Source organism: Tepidibacter sp. (assembly GCF_025210165.1).
GTDB lineage: Bacteria > Bacillota > Clostridia > Peptostreptococcales > Peptostreptococcaceae > Tepidibacter_A.
Genome location: NZ_JAOASI010000029.1, coordinates 40,180 through 62,387, shown reverse-complemented (window position 1 = coordinate 62,387; position 22,208 = coordinate 40,180). Strand labels below are relative to the sequence as shown.

Annotated in this window: 24 protein-coding genes; 23 read left to right on the top strand and 1 reads right to left on the bottom strand. The window is 28.2% G+C overall.

The features are described 5' to 3' along the window. Positions 1–109: 109 nt before the first annotated feature. The 7 genes from N4A48_RS04510 (at position 110) to N4A48_RS04480 (ending at position 7,038) form a co-directional block, all read left to right on the top strand. On the top strand, positions 110–1,132 hold the full coding sequence (locus N4A48_RS04510) for a LacI family DNA-binding transcriptional regulator (protein ID WP_293664618.1): 1,023 nt from the start codon (positions 110–112) through the stop codon (positions 1,130–1,132). Positions 1,133–1,421: 289 nt separating this feature from the next. Further along, positions 1,422–2,090 carry a deoxyribose-phosphate aldolase gene (gene deoC, locus N4A48_RS04505; protein ID WP_293664616.1) on the top strand — a complete coding sequence of 223 codons (669 nt, stop codon included), beginning with the start codon at positions 1,422–1,424 and terminating at the stop codon, positions 2,088–2,090. A gap of 258 nt (positions 2,091–2,348) precedes the next feature. Then, complete coding sequence (locus N4A48_RS04500; RefSeq protein ID WP_293664615.1) at positions 2,349–3,965, top strand: ABC-F family ATP-binding cassette domain-containing protein; 1,617 nt, start codon at positions 2,349–2,351, stop codon at positions 3,963–3,965. A 143-nt stretch (positions 3,966–4,108) separates the two neighbouring features. Continuing rightward, positions 4,109–5,491 carry an MATE family efflux transporter gene (locus N4A48_RS04495; RefSeq protein WP_293664614.1) on the top strand — a complete coding sequence of 461 codons (1,383 nt, stop codon included), beginning with the start codon at positions 4,109–4,111 and terminating at the stop codon, positions 5,489–5,491. Positions 5,492–5,538: 47 nt separating this feature from the next. Beyond that, a complete protein-coding gene (locus N4A48_RS04490; RefSeq protein ID WP_293664613.1) occupies positions 5,539–5,661 on the top strand; it encodes a hypothetical protein in 123 nt (40 codons plus the stop codon). Between the two features lie 6 nt (positions 5,662–5,667). Beyond that, positions 5,668–6,597 (top strand): M15 family metallopeptidase, encoded by a 930-nt coding sequence (locus N4A48_RS04485; protein ID WP_293664612.1) that lies wholly within the window; start codon positions 5,668–5,670, stop codon positions 6,595–6,597. 144 nt (positions 6,598–6,741) lie between these two features. Further along, positions 6,742–7,038: a YerC/YecD family TrpR-related protein gene (locus N4A48_RS04480; RefSeq protein ID WP_293664611.1), complete on the top strand. Its 297-nt coding sequence runs from the start codon at positions 6,742–6,744 to the stop codon at positions 7,036–7,038. Between the two features lie 8 nt (positions 7,039–7,046). On the opposite strand, the gene N4A48_RS04475 is transcribed toward N4A48_RS04480, so the two are convergent. Further along, positions 7,047–8,198, bottom strand: a complete 1,152-nt coding sequence (locus tag N4A48_RS04475; RefSeq protein WP_293664610.1) for an MFS transporter — start codon at positions 8,196–8,198, stop codon at positions 7,047–7,049. 615 nt (positions 8,199–8,813) lie between these two features. Between N4A48_RS04475 and flgB the strand changes: the two genes are divergently transcribed. From flgB to N4A48_RS04395, 16 genes are read left to right on the top strand one after another with little or no spacing between them, the layout of a single operon-like run. After that, positions 8,814–9,215: a flagellar basal body rod protein FlgB gene (gene flgB, locus N4A48_RS04470; RefSeq protein WP_293664609.1), complete on the top strand. Its 402-nt coding sequence runs from the start codon at positions 8,814–8,816 to the stop codon at positions 9,213–9,215. A 1-nt stretch (position 9,216) separates the two neighbouring features. Further along, positions 9,217–9,666 (top strand): flagellar basal body rod protein FlgC, encoded by a 450-nt coding sequence (gene flgC, locus N4A48_RS04465; RefSeq protein ID WP_293664608.1) that lies wholly within the window; start codon positions 9,217–9,219, stop codon positions 9,664–9,666. A gap of 14 nt (positions 9,667–9,680) precedes the next feature. Continuing rightward, a complete protein-coding gene (fliE, locus tag N4A48_RS04460; protein ID WP_293664606.1) occupies positions 9,681–9,980 on the top strand; it encodes a flagellar hook-basal body complex protein FliE in 300 nt (99 codons plus the stop codon). A gap of 31 nt (positions 9,981–10,011) precedes the next feature. Beyond that, positions 10,012–11,577, top strand: a complete 1,566-nt coding sequence (gene fliF, locus N4A48_RS04455) for a flagellar basal-body MS-ring/collar protein FliF (protein ID WP_293664605.1) — start codon at positions 10,012–10,014, stop codon at positions 11,575–11,577. 13 nt (positions 11,578–11,590) lie between these two features. Further along, a complete protein-coding gene (gene fliG, locus N4A48_RS04450; protein WP_293664604.1) occupies positions 11,591–12,607 on the top strand; it encodes a flagellar motor switch protein FliG in 1,017 nt (338 codons plus the stop codon). After that, positions 12,600–13,379 carry a FliH/SctL family protein gene (locus N4A48_RS04445; RefSeq protein WP_293664603.1) on the top strand — a complete coding sequence of 260 codons (780 nt, stop codon included), beginning with the start codon at positions 12,600–12,602 and terminating at the stop codon, positions 13,377–13,379. Before fliG ends, N4A48_RS04445 begins: the two co-directional genes overlap by 8 nt. Before the next feature lie 13 nt (positions 13,380–13,392). Continuing rightward, positions 13,393–14,709 carry a flagellar protein export ATPase FliI gene (fliI, locus tag N4A48_RS04440; RefSeq protein ID WP_293664681.1) on the top strand — a complete coding sequence of 439 codons (1,317 nt, stop codon included), beginning with the start codon at positions 13,393–13,395 and terminating at the stop codon, positions 14,707–14,709. Positions 14,710–14,720: 11 nt separating this feature from the next. Continuing rightward, positions 14,721–15,161, top strand: coding sequence for a flagellar export protein FliJ (gene fliJ / locus N4A48_RS04435; RefSeq protein ID WP_293664602.1), 441 nt, complete (start codon positions 14,721–14,723; stop codon positions 15,159–15,161). 9 nt (positions 15,162–15,170) lie between these two features. After that, positions 15,171–16,409 (top strand): hypothetical protein, encoded by a 1,239-nt coding sequence (locus N4A48_RS04430; RefSeq protein WP_293664601.1) that lies wholly within the window; start codon positions 15,171–15,173, stop codon positions 16,407–16,409. A gap of 18 nt (positions 16,410–16,427) precedes the next feature. Beyond that, complete coding sequence (locus N4A48_RS04425) at positions 16,428–17,846, top strand: flagellar hook-length control protein FliK (RefSeq protein ID WP_293664600.1); 1,419 nt, start codon at positions 16,428–16,430, stop codon at positions 17,844–17,846. A gap of 10 nt (positions 17,847–17,856) precedes the next feature. Next, the gene (locus N4A48_RS04420) at positions 17,857–18,465 is read left to right on the top strand and encodes a flagellar hook assembly protein FlgD (RefSeq protein ID WP_293664599.1); all 609 of its coding nucleotides are present in this window, start codon (positions 17,857–17,859) and stop codon (positions 18,463–18,465) included. A 21-nt stretch (positions 18,466–18,486) separates the two neighbouring features. Further along, positions 18,487–20,034: a flagellar hook protein FlgE gene (locus N4A48_RS04415; RefSeq protein WP_293664598.1), complete on the top strand. Its 1,548-nt coding sequence runs from the start codon at positions 18,487–18,489 to the stop codon at positions 20,032–20,034. Positions 20,035–20,044: 10 nt separating this feature from the next. Next, positions 20,045–20,251, top strand: coding sequence for a flagellar FlbD family protein (locus N4A48_RS04410; RefSeq protein WP_293664596.1), 207 nt, complete (start codon positions 20,045–20,047; stop codon positions 20,249–20,251). Between the two features lie 3 nt (positions 20,252–20,254). Further along, a complete protein-coding gene (locus N4A48_RS04405; RefSeq protein WP_293664595.1) occupies positions 20,255–21,028 on the top strand; it encodes a flagellar motor protein in 774 nt (257 codons plus the stop codon). 1 nt (position 21,029) lies between these two features. Beyond that, on the top strand, positions 21,030–21,755 hold the full coding sequence (locus tag N4A48_RS04400; protein WP_293664594.1) for a flagellar motor protein MotB: 726 nt from the start codon (positions 21,030–21,032) through the stop codon (positions 21,753–21,755). A 28-nt stretch (positions 21,756–21,783) separates the two neighbouring features. After that, positions 21,784–22,200, top strand: a complete 417-nt coding sequence (locus N4A48_RS04395) for a flagellar basal body-associated FliL family protein (RefSeq protein WP_293664593.1) — start codon at positions 21,784–21,786, stop codon at positions 22,198–22,200. Positions 22,201–22,208 lie beyond the last annotated feature (8 nt).

Below are 22,208 nucleotides of genomic sequence, written 5' to 3'. Positions count from 1 at the left end.
TATATTGAAGTATTGACAAAAAAAATGTATAATTTAGATGGAATCGGTAACATAATCGGTAATATATTTATCTTGTAATAATTTTTGAGTTTTTTGGGGGCGAGCTAAAATGGCTATAACTATAAAGGATATTGCAAAAAGAGCAAATGTATCTCGTACTACCGTATCAAGAGTATTGAATGATTCTGGATATGTAAAAGAAGAAACGAGAAAAAAAGTAATGGATGTAATTAATGAATTAAACTATACACCTAGTGCAATAGCTAGAAGCTTATCTACAAGTAAAACAAATACAATAGGAGTTGTAGTTCCAGAAATAAACAACCCTTTTTTTGGAGAAATAATAAAGGGTATAAGTCAAGTAGCAGATGAAAACAATTTTAATATAATACTATGTAATACTGATGATAAAAGAGATAAAGAACTTAAAGCTCTTAAAATATTCAAAGAACAGAGGATAGAAGGAATAATAATAACTCCAACATATGCAGAAGATCATTTTAGTAGCGAATACTTAAACACATTAGAGCAAATAGGAATACCTGTTATATTACTTGATGGATATGTTAAATACTCAGAATTCAGTGGTATATTTATAGATCATGTAAAAGGGGCTTATGATGCTACAAGCACATTAATAAATGCTGGTCATAGAAAAATAGCAATAATTAATGGTAAGCAAAACTATACAATAACTAAAGACAGATTTAAAGGTTATGTAAAAGCTTTAAATGAAAATAATATACTTATTGAAGATAAATATGTGTTTTATGGAGATTTTGATTATGAAAGTGCATATAAAATTACTAAGAAAATATTAAGCATGAAAGATAGACCAAGTGCTATATTTGTAACTAGTAATATGATGATTTTGGGAACTATAAAAGCAATATATGAACAAAATATAAATATTCCAAAAGATATGGCTATAATAGGATTTGATAAGCTTGATTTGGTAAATATTCTAGGGATGAATATAAGCTCTGTAAATGGACCTACTATTGAAATGGGAAAAGCAGGAATGAAAATGCTTATGGATAAATTGAATAATGTGTCTCCAAAAGATGAAATAAAAAGAAGAATAATAATTCCACAACTTATGTTAAAAGGCTCAGAAAAATTTATAAGATAATGATCTAAATACAACCTACTAATAGTATATTTTTATATACTAAGGTATTATCAAGTGAAACTTATTCAGAAGCTGTAGAGTTCTCATCTTCAACCTGAATAATATGGAGTCTTAGAACTCTTAGCCTTCGGATAAAGTTTTCGTTTTGTAGACAACTTGTTAAGAAAGAGATACTTGCAACTATTTTTAAGCAACAGAGTCGTTAGACTTGTTGGCGACATGAGTCACCAAGGAGCGAGTAGACGAATTTTTAATAGGTTTAAATATAAATTAAAAAGGAGAGGTTAAAATGGAATTAGCAAAGTACATAGACCATACTGTATTAAAAGCTCAAACAACAGAGGAAGATGTAAAAAAAGTTTGTGAAGAAGCAAAAAAATATGGATTTTTCTCAGTATGTATAAACCCATCTTATATAGAATTTTCAAAAGAGCAATTAAAGGAATCAGATGTTAAAGTGTGTACAGTTATAGGATTTCCTTTAGGAGCAAATACTTCAGAAGTCAAGGTATTTGAAACTATAGATGCAATTAAAAAAGGTGCTGATGAAGTTGATATGGTTATAAATATAGGAGCTCTTAAAGATAAAAAATATGATTATGTTCAAAATGATATAAAAGCAGTTGTAGATGCAGCTGATAAAAAAGCTTTAGTGAAAGTTATAATAGAGACTTGTTATTTAACTGATGAAGAAAAGAAAATAGCTTGTGAACTTGCAAAAAAAGCAGGAACTGATTATGTTAAAACTTCTACTGGGTTTGGAACAGGTGGATCAACACCGCAAGATATAAAACTTATGAGAGAAACTGTTGGAGAAGATATAGGAGTTAAGGCTTCTGGTGGAGTAAGAAGTACAGAAGATGCAGAAGCTGTAATAAATGCTGGAGCATCAAGAATTGGAGCAAGTGCATCTATTAGTATAGTTACAGGGAATAAAGATTCAAATAGTGGATATTAATATATAATAAAAAGGTATAATTCCTCAAGTGAGAAATTATACCTTTTTATTATATAGAAAATTATACGACTAAAAATGCAGAATTTAACAAAAACGTAGATGGAAAGTGGAATAAAGATGTAATATCTAGACTTAATATATAAAAAAATTGATTTTACATAAATAAATACTCAAAAACTATTGAAAATACACTGTTAAAAATGTAGAATGTATAACGTACATTCAAAAAGACGATGAAATATGAAATGGAGGAAAACAATGTTACAAGCTACTGGAATAGGATTAAGATACGGAGACAAACAGTTATTTAAAGATGTTAATATAAAATTTAATAAAGGAAATTGCTATGGAGTAATAGGTGCTAATGGAGCTGGTAAATCTACATTTTTAAAGGTGTTATCTGGAGAAGTAGAAGCTAATGAAGGGGATATATCTGTAACTCCTGGAGAACGATTATCTGTATTAAAACAGGATCATTTCCAATATGACGAAGAAGTTGTAATAAATACAGTTATAATGGGTCATAAAAGATTACATCAGATAATTAAAGAAAAAGAAGAGTTATATGCAAAAACTGATTTTACAGATGAAGACGGGATAAAAGCAGCTGAACTTGAAGGAGAATTTGCTGAATTAAATGGATGGGAAGCAGAAACAGAAGCTGAGATGATTTTAATGGGTCTTGGATTACCTAAAGACTTACACTATAAACAAATGAAAGAATTATCAGGTGCTGAAAAAGTCAAAGTATTATTAGCGCAGGCTTTATTTGGAAAACCTGACATACTACTTATGGATGAGCCTACTAACCATTTAGATTTTAAGTCAATAAACTGGTTAGAAAACTTTATTATGGATTTAGAAGATACTGCTGTAATAGTAGTATCACATGATAGACATTTTTTAAATAAGGTATGTACTCATATGGCAGATGTTGATTTTGGGAAAATACAAATGTATGTTGGAAATTACGATTTTTGGTATGAATCTAGTCAATTAGCATTACAAATGTCTAAGGATCAAAATAAAAAAACAGAGGAAAAGATTAAGCAATTAAAAGAATTCATTGCAAGATTTAGTTCAAATGCATCTAAAGCAAAACAAGCTACATCTAGAAAAAAACAATTAGATAAGCTAACTTTAGAAGATATTCAACCATCTAGAAGAAGGTATCCTTTTGTTGGATTTACACCTGAAAGAGAAGTTGGAAAAGAATTATTAACAGTAGAAGGAATATCTAAAACTATAGATGGTGTTAAGGTTCTTGATAATGTAAGTTTCAGATTAGAAAAAGATGATAAAGTAATATTCTTAGGTGATGAAATAGCTAAGACTACATTATTTGATATATTAATGGGTGTTGTAGAACCTGATGAAGGAACTTTCAAATGGGGAGTTACAACATCTCAAGACTATTTACCTAAAAACCATAATAACTATTTTGATGGTATTGAATTGTCATTAGTTGACTGGTTAAGACAATACTCAGAGGAAAAATCTGAAAGTTTTATAAGGGGATTTTTAGGAAGAATGATTTTCTCTGGAGAAGAAGCACTTAAAAATGCAAATGTATTATCTGGAGGAGAAAAAGTTAGATGTATGCTATCTAAGCTTATGTTATCTAATGCAAATGTATTAGTTTTAGATGAACCTACAAACCATCTTGATCTTGAATCTATAACGTCTGTAAATAAAGGATTGATTAATTTTACTGGAAGTATATTATTTACATCTCATGACCATCAGTTTATACAAACTATAGCTAATAGAGTAATAGAAATAACTCCAAGTGGATTAATGGATAGAAGTATGCAGTTTGATGAGTATTTAGAAAACAAAGATATACAATCTAAATTAAAAGAAATGTACAAATAAGAAGATGCTTATGCATCTTCTTTTTGTTAAGAGAAGCATTATGTGATTACATAAGAATATAAATTGACAATTAAACTGTCATAAAGTATAATTGTCTGTAAAATTTAGGCAATGGATTTGTTTTTTGAAAGGGGGGAGATGTAGTGAAATTACTGAATAATAAATTATTGGTAGTGTTGTTTGAAGATTCTGAATTTTATAAAAATCTATTAAAAATATCAATTCCAATAACAATACAACATTTTATAGCATCATCATTGAATATGATAGATACTATGATGATAGGTAAGGTAGGTGAAACACAAATAGCTGCAGTTGGTATAGCAAATCAATATTTTTTCTTCTTTAATCTTATTATAATGGGGATCTTTAGTGGGTGTAGCATTTTTATTTCTCAATTTTGGGGTAAAAAAGATTGTGACAATATAAGACGAGTATTAGGTTTAGGGTTGTTGTCAGGAAGCATTGTATCCGTAATATTTACAATTGTAGCATTAGTTATACCTAATGAAATTATAGGATTGTTTAATACAAATGCAACAGTTATAGCGCATGGGGGGGAATATTTAAGAATAGTATCTATGAGCTACATATTCACAGCTATCACATTTAATTATAGTTTTGCATCTAGGTCTATAGAAAATGTATTACTGCCTATGATTGTAAGTAGTATAGCATTAGCATGTAATACGTTTCTGAATTATGTACTTATATTTGGAAAATTTGGGATTCCTTTTATGGGAGTTAAAGGTGCTGCTATTGCGACTTTAATATCTAGAATAATAGAAATGATTTTACTAATAGGACTTATATATTGTAAAAAAGGAGTATTGTATGCAAAATTTAAACAAATTTTTGATTTTAATAAATTATTTATAAATAAAATATATAAAACAGTTATACCTGTTGTATTGAATGAAGCATGTTGGGGGGCAGGATTTGTTGTATATTCTATTGTTTATGGAAGAATAGGTACACAAGCTATGGCTGCTGTTCAAATATGTAATACTATACATAATTTATTTATGGTAGTTATTTTTTCTATGGCAAGCGCTACGGTTGTAATGATAGGAAATAAAGTAGGTTCAGGTAAAGAAGAAGAGGCTAAGGTTTATGCTAAAAAAATTCTAATAGTAGGTTGTTTGGTGGGTTTCTTTATTTCTATACTATTATACAATATGTCTTCTTATATATTATCGTTTTTCAATATTTCAGATACAGTTACCTATTATTGTTTGATGATGATATATACAATTTGTACAATATTAGTAATAAGAGTATTCAACATATTATTAGTAGTGGGTGTTCTAAGAGGTGGAGGAGATTCCAAATACTCATTATATATAGAAGCTTTTACTATGTGGATGATAGGAGTTCCAATTGCATTTTTAGGAGCATTTGTATTTAAATTACCTGTACACTATGTTTATGCATTAGTTACTATTGAAGAAATAGCCAAGTTTATGATAGGCTATAAGAGATTGAAATCTGATAGATGGATAAAAAATATTGTTAAACACATATAAAAAAAGTCTTCCTTTGAAAATATTTTAAAGGAAGATTTTTTTTATTATTGATACAAATTATTGATTTTGAAATATATGTAAATAAAAAGGTTGAAATTGGTCTAAATATACATGAAATTAAAGATAATACTAATAATGTGAATTTAAATAAAGATATAAAGGAGGTATAGATTTAAGTGAAAAAGATATGTGTATTTGCTACAATAGGGATATTATTTATAAGTGCATTTTTTTTATTCACAAAAGACGAAGACTATACAGCTTTCAAAAATCAAGAGGATAAAGAATATAGTATAAATATGAAAAGAAATATACTATCAATAATGATGGGATATAGTGGAGCGGTTGTAGATATTGAAACATATGATAATAAAGTATATTTAATAATGAAATCTGGGAATAGAATACTTTATGATGATAAAAAAAATAAAACCATACAAGAAAAAATAAATAATCCAGATTTACAGGATATGATGGAACAACAATACAATCTAAAAAATATAAATGATATAGCAAATGAAGATCCGGGTAGGATAAGGCATTATCAATTACTAAAAGAAGTGTATGGAAATACAAAAAAAGAGATTGAAGCAAATTTAAAAAATTTGAAATTTGGGAATAAATATTATGCATTTAATAGTAAAAATAATGCTTATGAAAATTTAAATAAATCTATGAATGAAGTCATAAATATCTGTAAGGTGGATAATACAGTATATAAATATATATATCCTATAAGTGGAACTTTTAATTATAGAGTTATATCTGGGACTAATAGACTAAGTCCACATTCATTTGGAATAGCAATTGATTTGGCGAGTAATAAAAGTGATTATTGGAAATGGGCATCAAAAGAAGCAGGAAAAAAAAGATTAAACTCTTATCCCAAAAACATTGTAAAAATATTTGAAAATAATAACTTTATATGGGGAGGAAAATGGAAACATTTTGATATATTACATTTCGAATATAGGCCAGAATTTATATATAAAGCAAAATATCTTTATGAGGATATAGATAGTTTACAATCTTGGTATGAGGGGGCTGATATAAAGGATAAAAGAACAAAACATTATATAGAGCTAATAAATAATAAAATAAAATAATCTTAGAATATAGCTTCAAATACAAATATATAAAAATTGTTATCTACTCATAAAAATGATAGTATATAGAGAAGAAATATATTTTTGATTAATATGATTTAGGATATATATGGTAAACTTATTTATGAGGAGATGAGAATTAAAATGAATTATAAGTCGAAATTAAAAGAGAAGAATATAGACGATTTATTTGAGATTATATTGAAAATTAATACTATAGAGGAATGTTACATGTTTTTTGAAGATATATGTACTGTAAAAGAATTGAAATCTCTATCACAAAGATTGCAAGTTGCTAAAATGTTAAGAAATAATAAAACCTATACAGAAATAGAAGAAAATACAGGAGCTAGTACAGCTACTATAAGCAGGGTTAGCAGATGCCTGAATTATGGAGCAAATGGATATAATATGATGCTTGATAGAACTCAAAAAAAATAGGAACCCTATTATAGGGTTTCTATTTTTTTGAATATATTAGTATAGAAAAATAAAGACAAGCTTAGAGCTATAGGTATTAGACAAAAAGCTGTATATGGTGATAAAGAAGTGGATAACATACCCATTAAGCTATTCATCAGCATGTTTACAATGGAAACAAATGATAATATTAATCCCATTACATATGAAGTATTTTCCTTAAATACTTCTCCTATTATAGTTATTGTTGTTGGGAAAATTATTGAAAAGAAAAATCCTGAAAGTGATATTAATACTACAAAATTAGACTTTAACAAATATCCACTCCAAAATAATATTAATGACATTGATAAATAAGTTATCATAGATTTTTTTGTACCTAACCTATGGACTACGAAGCCTCCTGTTAATCTTCCGAAAGTAAATACTAGAAAGAAAATAGCGGAATAGTGAGTTGCTTTATCTACTGTGAAATTATATGAAGTTTGTGCAAAGTTGACAAACCAATTTAAAAATCCTACTTCAGAAAAAACATATAAACCTTGTGCAAGTATAAATAATAAAACTAGTTTATTTTTTAAAGTTTTATATATGTTCGATTTTGTACTTATACTCTCTATTTTTGGAAAGCTAATAAATAATATTAAAAATATAGATAATAACATTAATCCACTATTTATCAAAAATACGTCTCTAAAAGTGAAACCTTTTAAAATCATGTTTCCAGAAAATTTTTGACTTATACTAACTCCAAAACCGTAAAAAAAGTGAGTAAGATTTATAAGTATTGTACTATAAGTAACAAATAAAATCGGCGATATAGAATTTACTGATATAGCTTGAAGACCTGTACCTATGTTTGTTGTAAACACAGAAATTAACAATATGGTGAACGTAGGAGCAATGGATGTTATTAGATAAGATATTCCTGTTATTATAGTAGAAAAAATAAGGATTTTTTTTTGGCCGAATTTAGAACAAAGTATACCTCCTACATATGTTGAAATTATGTATCCAAATACGGAAAGAGAGAACATAAGTCCTATTGAGGAATCGGGAATTTGGAATACTTCCTTAAATTGAGAAACAAATACTCCTTTCATACTTTCACAAAAACCTATAATAAGCATATTTAGAAAAATAAAAAATATTGCTGGTTTGTACTTTAAATTCTTTGTCATAATTATTGTCCTTTCTAAATTTGTTAGTTTATCCGAAAGCTAAGAATTCTAAAACTCCATCCTCTTAGGGATAGAGATAAGAACTCTACAGCTTCTGGATTGGTTTAACTAGAAATTCAGTTGGAATAAAAACTCCATCTGAATTAAGTTTAACTTTAATACGAAATAAAAATAGATTAACATAAATTTGACACAAAGTCCATATTAGGTATTGTTTAATTTAATTGTTAAATATGAAATGTAAAATTAATATTAAAATGATGTGTTTTTTTGGATTTTATATTAGAAAAAGTGTATAATTAAAGTAAATAATTAAAGTAAATAATTAAAGTAAGTAATTATTAAATTGAAAAATAGACAAAGACATATAAAAAATGATATAATTTCATGTAGAAAATAGTCTTGTGCATTATAATATTCAATTTATTTATGTTGAACTTGATAAAAATAGGCAATATAGATTGGTATACTGTGGAATAATTAGTAAATTAGTAGTATTTTATTAAAACTATATTGTTAATAGTTCAATGGTTAGGTAAAATGTATGTATATAGTTTTGTTAAATTAATGAAAATGTTTTTAAATATAAAGATAAAAAATATTAGAGGGGGAAATATGAGACTTAATGATAATATAAACTTATTGAGTAAAAGCCTTGATGCGTATTCAATTAGACAAAAACTTATAAATAATAATATATCGAATTCTAATACTCCTAATTATAAGAGGAAGGATATTAAATTTGAAGAAATACTAAGAAAAATAACAATTGAAAATGGAATGAATATAAAAACAACTCATTCTAAACATATAGGAAATAATAATGGAAAAGTAGATTTAGAGCCAAAAGTTATTGTTGATAAAAATACAAAATCTAGACTTGATGGAAATAATGTAGATATAGATGTCGAAATGGCAGAGTTGAGTAAAAATTATATAAAGTACAATGTAGCTAGCCAACAGATAACGAGTGCATTTAAAAGATACAAAAGCGCAATAAGTGGAGGAGGTAGATAATATGTCATTATTTGGATCTATAAATATAAGTTCTTCAGGGTTGACAGCAGAAAGATTAAGAATGGATATAATATCTAAGAATATAGCCAATGCTAACACGACAAGAACAGCAAATGGAACTCCATATAGAAGACAAGTAGTAACGTTTAAGGCTGCTGAAACAGGGTCCTTTAAATCACATTTAAGTAAACACATGAACAAAAATGAAAATGATAATATAGGGAATGGAGTGGAGGTAACTGGTATAAAAGAAGATGAGAGCTCGTTTAAAAGAATTTATGATCCTGGTCATCCAGATGCTGATAAAAATGGATATGTTCTGATGCCAAATGTCAATATAGTAACTGAAATGATAAATATGATTTCTGCTACTAGAGCTTATGAAGCAAATGTTACTGCGTTAAATTCAAGTAAAAGTATGATGATGAAGGCGTTAGAAATTGGTAGATAAAGGGGGGGAATAGTGTGCAAGTTCAGGGTGGAAAAATTCACAGCCTAACTATCGGTAGTACAGAAAGTAACAGCAAAAAGCCTGTTGATTCAAATTTAGGATTTAAGGAATTTTTAAATAAAGCGGTTTATTCTGTAAGTGATATGGAAAAAAAGTCAGATGAAATGAATTTGAAATTTATGAGTGGAAAAGTTGACAACATTCACGAGGTAATGATTGCAACTCAAAAAGCAGATATAGCAATACAAGCATTTACAGAAGTTAAAAGTAAAATGTTAGATGCATATAAAGAAATTATGAGAATACAAATATAGCAATATACCTAGCTTGGAATGAGGTGTATAAATGGGTGAAAATTTTTTGAAATTAAAAGAAACTGTATCAAATTTTTTGAACAAATATACTAAAAAACAAAAAATAAATGTATTTGTCGGATTTATATTGATATTAATTATAAGTACATTAGCTATACTGAATATTACAAAACCTGAATATAGTGTTTTGTATAAAGATTTAGATATAAAAGAAGCTGCAAATATAACTAAAAACCTAGATGAACTTAAAATTGATTATAAGATAACTGATGAAGGAACTATACTAGTTAAGAAAGAACAAATAAATAAAATAAAAATGGATTTATCAACGAAAGGTATACCTAGTACTAAGTTTTCATATGATGATTTATTAGATAAAAACACAATGTTTATGAGTGAGGATGAAAAGGATAAAGTTTTTAACTACGCTCTTCAAAATCAAATAGAAACCGTTATAGAGGAAATGCCAGCTATAAAAAATGCAGATGTTAATTTAAGCATACCAAAAGATTCTACATTTATATTAGATGAAAATAAGGAAAAAGCTAAAGCTTCTGTAGTTATAGAGTTAAATGAAGGCTTTACTTTAAATAAGGAAAGCATAGAAGGAATAGCATTTTTGGTATCAAACTCTGTTCAAGGATTAAATGTTGATAATATAACTATTCATGATTCTACTGGAAGAGTTCTTAATAAAAAAGATAACGAAGAATCTTATGAATCTTCAAATCAACTAGAGATTCAAAATAAAGTAAAAGAGGATATAGAAGATAATTTGGTTGAATTTTTATCTACTATATATGGGTATGGAAATGTATCTGTTATGGCCAGTGTTAAGTTGAATTTTGATACTGATATAACGGAAACAAAAGAATATAATACTCCTATAGAAGGAGAAGAAAATGGTCTTATAAGAAGTGTAACAGAAAAAAAGGAATCTCTTAAGAATTCCCAAAATGGAGGAATACCAGGAACAGATACTAATACTGAAGAAATTACTCAGTATCAACAAGAAGAAAATGGAAATTCTGCATATGATAACTTTGATAAGACTATTAATTATGAATTGAATGAAATAGTTAGAAAAGTTGAAAAAGCTAAAGGACAAATACAAGATATAACAGTAGCAGTAGTGCTTAATAGTGAAATATTACCTGATAAAGAATTGACTGATGATAAGAAGAAAGAGATAGTCAAAACAGTCACTAGTGCAGCAGGGATAGATACTAAAAGAGTAGAGGTGTATGCACAATCATTTAATAACAGTTCAAATGAAAATGTAGATGAAGTCGATGAAGGAATGTTGAATATGCCTATGTGGACTATTATATTAATACTAATTATTATATTGATACCTATATTAATATGCGTATTATATATTATTAAGCTTAAAAAGGAAAAAAAGGAAAAAGAAGAAAGAGAAGCGAAGAAGAAAGCAGAATCTCAAAATATAAATATAAATATGATGGAAGACGAAATAGAGGAATTGGAATTAGATATAAAAGAGTCTGGACATAAGAAGAGCATAGAGAATCTGGTTAACAAAAATCCTGAAATAGTGGCTCAGCTACTAAAAAGCTGGATAGATGAGGAATAAGAGGTGATTGAGTTTGGCAAAAAAGAGTAAAAATGAGATAAGTGGTAAGCAAAAAGCAGCTATACTCTTAATAACACTTGGACCTGAATATTCTGCTAAAATGTTTAAATATTTATCTGAGGAAGAAATCGAAGAAATAACACTAGAAATTGCTAACATGAAAAAAGTAGAATCAGAAGAAAAAGAAAGAATATTACAAGAATTTTACGAGGTTTGTTTAGCACAGGAAGTTATATCAGAGGGTGGAATAGGATATGCAAAGGATGTATTAGAAAAGGCCTTAGGTCAAGATAAAGCTATAGAAATTATTAACAGATTAACAGCATCATTACAGGTTAAACCGTTTGATTTCGCAAGAAAGGCTGACCCTGGCCAAATTGTCAATTTCATACAAAACGAACATCCTCAAACTATAGCATTAATACTATCTTATTTAGATTCTGAAAAATCAGGACAAATACTCTCTAATCTTTCTGCTGATAAGCAATCTGAAGTGGCTAGAAGAATTGCTACTATGGATAGAACATATCCAGAGGTTATAAAAGAGATAGAGCTAGTTCTTGAAAATAAGTTATCAAATCTTGTCACAGAAGATTATACAACTGTAGGTGGAGTTCAGTCTATTGTGGATATATTAAATTCTGTAGATAGGGGAACTGAAAAATATATCATGGAAGATCTGGAAATGTCTGATCCTGAACTTGCAGAAGATATTAAAAAGAGAATGTTTGTATTTGAGGATATTATTACACTTGATAATGTATCTATACAAAGGTTTATTAGAGAAATTGATAATAGTGAACTTGCAGTTGCTCTAAAAGGTGCAACTCAAGAGGTTGCAGAGCTTATATTCTCTAATATGTCAAAACGTCTAGCGGATATGATAAGAGAGGACATGGAATTTATGGGTCCTGTAAGATTAAAAGACGTAGAAGAGGCACAACAAAAGATAGTTAGTAATATAAGAAAACTGGAAGAATCTGGAGAAATAGTAATCTCAAGAGGTGGAGGAGATGAACTGATTGGCTAGAATTATAAAGTATAACCAGGTTAATATTAGTCAAGAAAAAATTATTGGAAGTGATTCTAAGAATACCACTATAGATAATGAAGCAGATGAAAAAAAGTTAAAAATAGAAAATGAAATAAATGATTTAGTTTTAAAAAAAAATGAACTTTTAAAAGAAATGGAATCGATAAAAGAAGACTCTATAAAAGAAAAAGATAATATAATAAAAACAGCTTATGAAGAATATGAAAATATTATAAAAGAAGCTAATGAAAAAGCAAAATTAGAATTGGATAAATATAAGCAAGAAGGATATCAAAGTGGTTATAATGAAGGTTTTGAAGAAGGACAACAAAAGAGTATAGATAAGTATAAATTAGAAATAAATGAAGCTATAAGTATAAAAAATGATGTTATTAAATGGAAAAAAGATGAGATAGAGAAAATAGAAGAAGATGTTATAAATTTAGTAATAAATTCAGTTGATAAGATTATTAAATTAAAATTAGATGAAAATGACGAGGTAATATTAAATCTCATAAAAGAAGCTTTGAAAAAATTAACTTTTACTGAAAAATTGGTAGTAAGAGTGAATGATGATGATTTTGAAAAAGTTAATTCATCAAGAGATAAGATACTTGCTATGGCGGGTCATATAGATGACATCGAAATAAAAATAGATAAGTCTCTTGAAAAAGGAGATTTAATAATAGATACTAATTCAGGAAGTATTAATCCAAGTATAAAAAAGCAGTTTGAAATAATAAAAGAAGAATTTTTAAATCTAGTTTAGGATGATGATAATGATGAAATCGATAGATGTATCTAAATATTTTCAAAAACTGGAAGAAATCAACTTGATTCAGTATACAGGAAGAGTATCTCAAGTAGTAGGTCTTACTATAGAGTCAAAAGGACCTGCTGTAAAACTTGGAGAATTATGTTTTATATATCCTATAAAATCTGAACAACCTATATTAGCTGAAGTTGTAGGGTTTAAATCAGAGACGGTTCTATTAATGCCTCTTGGAGAAATGGATGGGATAGGTCCAGGAAGTAAGGTTATAGCGAGTGGGCATGGGCTTGAGGTGAAAGTTGGAGAAGAGCTATTAGGAAGAGTTCTAGATGGTCTAGGAAATCCTATAGATGATAAAAATAAATTAAATCTCAAGCTCAACTATCCTGTAATGAATCAACCACCTAACCCTCTAAAAAGAGAAAAAATAGATACTCCTCTGCCTTTAGGGGTTAAAGCTTTAGATGGTATATTAACATGTGGTAAAGGGCAGAGGATAGGTATATTTGCTGGTTCTGGAGTAGGTAAATCAACTCTTTTAGGGATGATTGCTAGAAATACAAAGGCAGATATAAATGTAATAGCATTAATAGGAGAAAGAGGAAGAGAAGTAAGAGAATTCATAGAAAATGATTTGCAAGAAGAAGGATTAAAAAGATCAGTATTGGTAATTGCGACTTCTGATCAACCACCATTGGTTAGAATGAAAGGGGCATTACTTGCAACTTCTATAGCAGAGTATTTTAGAGATATGGGTAAAAATGTAATACTGATGATGGATTCTTTAACTCGTTTTTCTATGGCACAAAGAGAAGTTGGACTTGCTATAGGCGAGCCACCTGTTACAAAAGGGTATACGCCTTCTGTTTTTGCGGTATTACCTAAGCTTTTAGAAAGAGCAGGAAACTCGGATAAAGGTTCTATCACAGGCTTATATACTGTTCTTGTAGATGGAGATGATATGAATGAACCTATAGCTGATGCTGTAAGAGGGATACTTGATGGTCATGTAGTGCTGTCAAGAAGTCTTGCTAATAAAAATCATTACCCAGCTATAGAAGTTTTAGCAAGTGCAAGTAGGGTTATGGGTAATATAACAAATAAAGAACATATACAAGCAGCTAATAAACTCAAAGACCTTTTGGCTACCTATAGAGAAGCAGAAGACCTTATAAATATAGGTGCTTATGCACCAGGGTCTAATAAAAAAATTGATATGGCTATACAAAAAATAGATGAAATTGATTCTTTTCTGAAACAGTGGACACACGATAAATTTGAATATGACGATGTTATAGGAACTTTACTTAATATATTTAAAGAATAGAGGTGTGTTTCTTGAAATATAAGTTTAGATTTGCAAAAATATTAGAAATAAAGGAAAAACTAGAAGAAAACAAAAAAATGGAAATAAGTGAAATTAATAATACTATTGATAATATTAAATTTCAAATAGAAGAACTAAATGAAATAAAGGAAACTAAAAATTCTCAAATTCAAGAAAATATGAGTGCTGGAACCAGCATTAATGAAATTAAACGAATGAATGAATTTATAAATTTGACAAACATTAAAATCAAAAACTTATTTAAAGATTTAAAATCTGCTGAAGATATATTGGACATAAAAAAAGGTGAATATATACAAGTTATGAGAGAAAAAAAGACTTTTGAAAAAATAAAAGAAAAAGATATTATTAAATTTAATGAAAAAATAAAAAAAGAAGAGGAAAAGTTTGTAGATCAGATAGTTACATTTAAACACAGTATGAGTAACTAGGAGGGCAATATGGAAGAAAATATACAAGAGATGGACAAACCTAAAAAGAAAAAAAGAATACCATTAATACTAATAGGAGTGTTGGTTACAACTTTTACAATTCTTTATTATACAAATGCTAATGTAAGCAAAATGACTAATAATATGTTAAAGAAAGTACCTATTATCGGTGAACGTTTTGAACAAGCACCATCTATTAAAGAACAGGAAGAGAGAAAAAATAAACTGGCAAGATATTATCTGTCATTAGACCAAGATAGAGCTATAGATAAATTGATAATTATGGAGAAAGAAGATAAAAAATTATATGAAGATATAATTTTAAAAATGAAAAAATATGATTTAACCTCTACTAATGAATTGGTTCAAAAAATAAGAAATCAAAAAATTAAAAAAGACATTCTTCAAAGAGAAATAGATTCAATAGAACAAGAAAAAGCATTATATGCAGAAGAACTTTCTAAAAATTATACAAAGCTAGGACTATTAGGAACTATTAAAGATCTAGAGCAAAAAATAATAGATTTGAATTTGAACTTTGAAGAAGCTGCAAAAATTATTGAAAATTTAAAACCAAATTATAGTGCAAAAATATTGTATTATATGGATCAAAATGTATCACAAAGTATAAAAGAAAATATATCACAAAATTATTTGAAAAATATACAAAATCAAACTCAAATATATGAAAAATATATACATGATATGAAAACTTTATCCGATATATATTCAAATAAGAAAATAGAAGAAGCAAGTGTACAACTACAGAATAAAGATACGTATTCATCACAAGATTTAGGTACTATATTTGCTAATATGGATTACTTGATGGCAAGTAAGATACTTTGTGAATTTGAAGATAGTGACTATTTAGATAATGTTTTAAAAGAAGTAAAGATCTTTGAAGAGCTAAATGAAGAAGAAAGCATCAAAGGTATATCAGAAGATATAAATAATACATTAAAGGTATTAGAAATATATAAAAGAGATTTAAAAACACTAAAATTATCTTATGAAAAGATGGATTCAAAAGACTTATCCGATTTAGTAAATGAAATGACATCAAGTAAACCAAAGTATAAGCAATATAAGATAGATGAAGAAAAGAGTTTTAAAATAACAGAAGAAGACCTTATGGTAGAAGTTTTAAAACAATTAAAACCTAAACTATTATCAGAAGTTATATCCAATTTAGAAAATCAAAAATCAGCAGAAATAAGTAGAAAAATAGGATTACCACAACAATAAAAAGGGGGGAAGAATCTATTGAACAATTTAATGCCTATAAACTTGAATTTTAAAAAAAATAATATGGGGAAATTCACTAAAAAGGATAGCATAAGTGATAGATTAGATTTTAGAAAAAAATTAGATTCTTATTCTAAAAAAAATGATATTAAAGATGTGAGAAAAAACACAAAAAAACAAAAAGAAAAAACAATTACTGAAACTAGAGATATAAAAAAGCAGGACAAAGAAGTTGAAAAGCACAATAAAGAAGTTGAAAAACATGACAAAGAAGTTGAAAAGTATAATAAAGAAGTTGAAAAGCATGACAAAGAATTTGAAAAACAAAACGAAGATATAAATGTTGAAACTAATAATATCAACGAGTCTGAAGTGGTTGAAATTAAAGATATACAAGCTGACGAAATAATAACTAAGGAAGATTTAGAATCTATAATGTCTATATTGCAAACTATTAATGTAGAAGTTGAAAATGAAAAACAAGTTGAAGATATTCAAAAGAATATTGGTGAATTTATTCAGAAAATGGAAAATGGCGAAATAAATACTGATGAATTAAAAAAATTATTTACAAAGTTAGAAGAGGCTGAATTTATACCTAAGGAAGTTAAATCAGAAATATTAAATAAATTGGAATTAATGATTAATCAAGAGAATAGTAACTCAAAGTACTTAGAAATAGATAATACAAATATAGACAAAAATATAATAGAGAACAGTAAAGTAAAAGAAAATTCTAAAGTAAAAATGACTGAGGAAAGTGAAATAAAACAAGATTATTCGCAAAGTAAAGTTTCAAGTCTAACTCAAGCTAACGAAAATTTACAACAAAATACAAGCTATAACCAAAATGAAGATTTAGACAATATAAATAAAAATTTCTTAGTAAACGAGGCACAAGATGAAACACAAGAAAACTTTAACTTTCAAAATTCAAATATATCTAAAACAACAAATACAATAAAAGGAATTACAGGTAATTTAAATAACAATAAGCTAAGCAATATAGATTCTTATAATATAATTGAGCAAATTACAAAAAAAAGTAAGATAATCATAAATAAAGATAATTCAACTATACAGATGCAGTTAGAGCCAGAACATTTAGGAAAGCTAACACTTAAGGTTGTATTAGAAAGAGGAATTTTAAGTGCTAAATTTATGGCAGAAAATGAAGAGGTAAAAACAGCTATAGAAGAAAATATGGAAGAACTTAAAAATAGCCTTTCTGAACAAGGAATAACTATACAAAGCTTAAGTGTATCTGTAGATAGTCAAGGAGATCTTAATAAGCATAAAAACATACTAGAGGCTATGGCTTATAATAAAAAAATAAGTAAAAATGTAGGCACGAATCAATCTGTATTAGATGAAGAGCAAAATAAAATAGAAAATCCATATCTTTTTGAAGATGATAACTTCAATGGATTAGTATAGGGGGGATATAATGTCAGATATAGCAGGAACTAATTTAAAAATGTCATCTATAAATTCAACTCAATCTACAAAAACAACTAGTGACAAAAAATCACAACTTGGAAAAGATGATTTTTTAAAATTACTAACAACTCAGCTTAAATATCAAGATCCTCTAAAGCCTATGGAGGATAAAGATTTTATAGCTCAAATGGCACAGTTTAGTTCACTTGAACAAATGCAAAATTTAAATAAATCCTTTGATGGTGTATTTGAAGGAATAAAGTCACTTAATAACAATTTTGTAACTGCAAACAAAAATGTAGAGCAGCAAGTAGATTCACTTATAAAGGAAATGAAAGAGTTAAATGGTAATGAATGTGATATAATAAATACGTCAATAGGTATTCTAAAAGATAAGCGTATAGAGAATATTCCAGCTGGTGTAACAAAAAAACAATTAATTGATGCATTAACAATAACAAATAAGGCAACAGCGAAGATATATGATAAAGATGGAGGTTATGTAGCAGATAATGAAGAGTTAACTTCTGAAATGAAATTGATGATAACAGCTAAGGATAAGAATGGAAAAGATACAGAAAAAGAATATAGAATTTATGTGAACAAAAAGAAATAAATTTTGGGGAGGTAATTAACTATGATGAGATGTATGTACTCTGCAGTATCGAGTTTGAAGGCACATCAAACAAAGATGGACGTTATAGGTAATAATATAGCAAATGTAAATACTGTGGCATTTAAAGGTTCAAGAGTTACATTTAAGGAAACCTTCGCTCAAACAGTGAAGGGTGCAGGTGGAGCACAAGACGGACGTGGAGGAACTAATCCTATGCAAATAGGACTTGGAGCAGATGTTGCATCAATTGATGTACTTCAAAAAAGAGGTGCTGTTGAGAGAACTGATAATGTTACAGACCTTATGATAAATGGAGATGGTTATTTCATGGTATCTGATGATACTAACTTTTTAAATAGATATTATACAAGAGCAGGAAACTTTAAAGTAGATGGTGGTGGAAATTTAGTTACTCAAGATGGATATAAGGTACTTGGATATATGGCTGATGATACAGGAAGATTAAAAAGTAGTATAGAGGGATTAAAGATAGATAAATCAATAGTATATCCACCTCAAGCTACAAAACCATCAGTTCCACCTATTCCAGGTGAGGAGATAGTTACATTTGGAGGGAATGTGGATTCTAAGACAGAGCAATTAATGGATGATACAAAATCACCAGCAGTGCTAAAGGGATCTGTTATAGGAGAAAAAGTAGCTTCTGGTAGTACTCCCACTCCTTCTATATATAGCTTTAATGAAGAAAGATCAGCAGCGGCAGGAAAGCCTATATATACTCAGGAAAATGAAAATCTTAGTAAATCTTTAGGAAGAGAAACTACAATAGAGGTATTTGATGATTTTGGGAATGTTCATCAAGTTAAACTATTGTTCACTAAAAAAGAAATACTTAAATCTGGATCACCTCTTACTCCAACAGGAGAAACTGAATGGTTGGTTGATGCTATATATATGAATCCTGATGGAGCTATGATAACAAATGGGAAAACGAATAAATACAATACTAGCACTGGAGAAGCAGACGATGAAGGTGCAAGTAAAGAGGGATTTAGTTATAAACCTGGTGGATTTTCTATTAAGTTTGATAAACATGGGAAAATGGTTAATTCTGATAAAATGCAACTAAAAATAGGAAAAGATTTAACTAAAGGTGCAGATGCACTTAATTTTGAAATAAGTTTAAGTAAATTAACTCAGTTTTCAGACAAGTCTAATGCAAGAGCAACTTATATAAAAGGATATAAGCAAGGAGCCTTAAGTGAGTATGCAATAGCTCCAAATGGAGAGGTTATAGGAGCTTTTGATAATGGACAAAGAAGAGTTCTTGGGAGAGTTGCAGTAGCAAACTTTAAAAACTCTTCAGCACTTCAGAAGTTTCAGTCAAATATGTACTTAGAGACTAGAAACTCAGGAAGAGCAAATATAGGTAAGCCTAGTCAAGATGGATTTCCGGAGCTTAATCCTGGTTCTCTTGAAATGTCAAATGTTGATTTGGGACAAGAGTTTACTAATATGATTACTACTCAAAGAGGTTTTCAGGCTAATTCAAGAGTTATAACAACAACTGATGCTATGATTGAAGAACTTGTAAACTTAAAGAGATAGAGGCTAAAAAATGATAAAGGTAAGAAGGCTTAATGAAGAAGAGTTTGTAATAAATTGTGATTTGATAGAAACAGTAGAAAATACACCAGATACAGTAATAACTTTGGTTAATGGACATAAATATATAGTAAAAGAGGATGTAGATACTATAATTCAAAAAGTAAAAACTTTTAAAAGAGATATTGCAAAAATAGTAGATGGCAGAAATGGGGTGTAGCATTTGGATTTAGGAACACTCATAGGAATAGTGTCAGGATTTGGTTTGATTATAGTTAGTATTTTGTTAGGTGGAAGTTTAGGAGCATTTATTGATATTCCATCTGTAATGATAGTTGTAGGAGGAACGATAGCAGCTACTTTAGTTGCTTATCCTCTTCCTAAGGTTAAAGAGATAATCAAGCTTACTCAAAAAGCATTTAAAGATAGAGGAAGTAACCCAAATGAAGTTATAGAAAGTATGATTGAACTTGCAAATAAGGCTAGAAAAGAAGGATTATTAGCTCTTGAAGAGTCATCTTCTGGAATCGATGATGATTTTATAAAAAAAGGAGTTATGTTAGTTGTAGATGGTACTGACCCAGACCTTGTTAGAACATTATTGGAAACTGAGCTGGACTTTTTAGAGGAAAGGCATAAATCAGGACAGGGATTATTTGAAACTATGGGAAGTTTTGCACCAGCATTTGGTATGGTAGGAACACTTATAGGTCTTATAAATATGCTTAAAAAGCTAGATGATCCATCAGCTATTGGACCAGCTATGTCTGTTGCACTTCTTACAACTCTTTATGGATCATTTTTGGCTAATATGATATTTATACCAATAGCTAATAAATTAAAAGTTAAGAGTAGAGAGGAAACTCTTGAAAGAGAAATTATAGTTGAAGGACTTTTATCAATACAAGCTGGAGAAAATCCAAGAATAATAGAAGAAAAATTAAAGGCATTCTTGCCTCCTTCGATGAGAAAAGAATTACAGGAAGGAGAAGCTTAATATGGGAAGAAAGAAAAAGCAAGAAGAAACAAAAGAAGGAGCTCCTGAATGGATGGCTACTTATGGAGATATGGTAACTTTATTACTTTGTTTTTTTGTTTTGCTTTTTTCTATGTCCTCAGTAGATGCTCAAAAATTTCAGTCTATAGTACAATCTTTCAGTGGTTCTTTAGGATTTTTAGAAGGAGGAAAGACACTGTCTGAGGAGCAGTATATAGATAGGGGTCTCAAGGATGATAAAAGCACAAATGAAAGAAAAGAGCTGGAAAATTTTAGTAATTTGGAAAAGGAAATTAAAAAATATTTAAAAGATAACAAGTTAGATCAAGATGTAAAAGTTGTAAATGAGAATTCAGGCTTACTTTTAAGCTTTCAAGATAATGTATTGTTTAGTTCTGGAAAAGCAGAATTAAAATCAAAATCGAAAACTACATTAAGATATATATCGGAACTTTTAAATAAAGAAGAATTCAATAATAAATTTATAAGTATAGAAGGACATACAGATAATGATCCTATAAAATATAGCTCAAAATACCCTACTAATTGGGAATTATCTGTGGGTAGATCTAGTAATGTAGTTAGATTTTTAGTTGAAGAAACAGGTATTAATCCTGAACGTATATCAGCATCTGGTTATAGTGAATATCATCCTGTTGTACCAAATACTTCAAATGAAAATAAAGCTAAAAATAGAAGAGTAGACATACTTATACAAAAAAATTAATCAGCCAGTAAGATTGGAGGCTTATAATATGGATACAAAAAAAATAATGATATTTTCAATTATAGGATTTATAATATCTTTATTAATATTTGGAGCTACTTTATATTTTGTATATTTCAAAAATTCAGACGGATCCAGACAAAACTTAGAAGCATTTAATTATGATGCGGGTCAGTTTTCTACTAATATGGGAGATTCAAACCATTATTTTAAAGGAAATATTGTGATAGAATCTACTGATGAAAAAGAAATAGAGGTAATGACGGAGAAAAGTGTTATAATAAGGGATACTATATTAAAAGTAATAATATCTCAAGATCCTGAAAAAATGACTAGTAACGAAGGTTTAGATAAATTAGAACGTGAATTGATATCCGATTTATCCACAAAATTAAATTTAAAATCTATAAAAAATGTATATTTTACAGATTATATAGTTCAATAAAGGCAGGT

What these genes read in the sequence shown, in the direction of transcription:
- flgC (WP_293664608.1), top strand. Translation starts at nt 9,217, where the DNA reads ATGTCATTATTTGGATCTATAAATATAAGTTCTTCAGGGTTGACAGCA.
- N4A48_RS04395 (WP_293664593.1), top strand. Translation starts at nt 21,784, where the DNA reads ATGGATACAAAAAAAATAATGATATTTTCAATTATAGGATTTATAATA.
- N4A48_RS04430 (WP_293664601.1), top strand. Translation starts at nt 15,171, where the DNA reads ATGGAAGAAAATATACAAGAGATGGACAAACCTAAAAAGAAAAAAAGA.
- fliF (WP_293664605.1), top strand. Translation starts at nt 10,012, where the DNA reads ATGGGTGAAAATTTTTTGAAATTAAAAGAAACTGTATCAAATTTTTTG.
- N4A48_RS04415 (WP_293664598.1), top strand. Translation starts at nt 18,487, where the DNA reads ATGATGAGATGTATGTACTCTGCAGTATCGAGTTTGAAGGCACATCAA.
- N4A48_RS04400 (WP_293664594.1), top strand. Translation starts at nt 21,030, where the DNA reads ATGGGAAGAAAGAAAAAGCAAGAAGAAACAAAAGAAGGAGCTCCTGAA.
- flgB (WP_293664609.1), top strand. Translation starts at nt 8,814, where the DNA reads ATGAGACTTAATGATAATATAAACTTATTGAGTAAAAGCCTTGATGCG.
- N4A48_RS04475 (WP_293664610.1), bottom strand. Translation starts at nt 8,198, where the DNA reads ATGACAAAGAATTTAAAGTACAAACCAGCAATATTTTTTATTTTTCTA.
- N4A48_RS04410 (WP_293664596.1), top strand. Translation starts at nt 20,045, where the DNA reads ATGATAAAGGTAAGAAGGCTTAATGAAGAAGAGTTTGTAATAAATTGT.
- N4A48_RS04510 (WP_293664618.1), top strand. Translation starts at nt 110, where the DNA reads ATGGCTATAACTATAAAGGATATTGCAAAAAGAGCAAATGTATCTCGT.
- deoC (WP_293664616.1), top strand. Translation starts at nt 1,422, where the DNA reads ATGGAATTAGCAAAGTACATAGACCATACTGTATTAAAAGCTCAAACA.
- N4A48_RS04480 (WP_293664611.1), top strand. Translation starts at nt 6,742, where the DNA reads ATGAATTATAAGTCGAAATTAAAAGAGAAGAATATAGACGATTTATTT.
- N4A48_RS04420 (WP_293664599.1), top strand. Translation starts at nt 17,857, where the DNA reads ATGTCAGATATAGCAGGAACTAATTTAAAAATGTCATCTATAAATTCA.
- N4A48_RS04500 (WP_293664615.1), top strand. Translation starts at nt 2,349, where the DNA reads ATGTTACAAGCTACTGGAATAGGATTAAGATACGGAGACAAACAGTTA.
- fliI (WP_293664681.1), top strand. Translation starts at nt 13,393, where the DNA reads ATGAAATCGATAGATGTATCTAAATATTTTCAAAAACTGGAAGAAATC.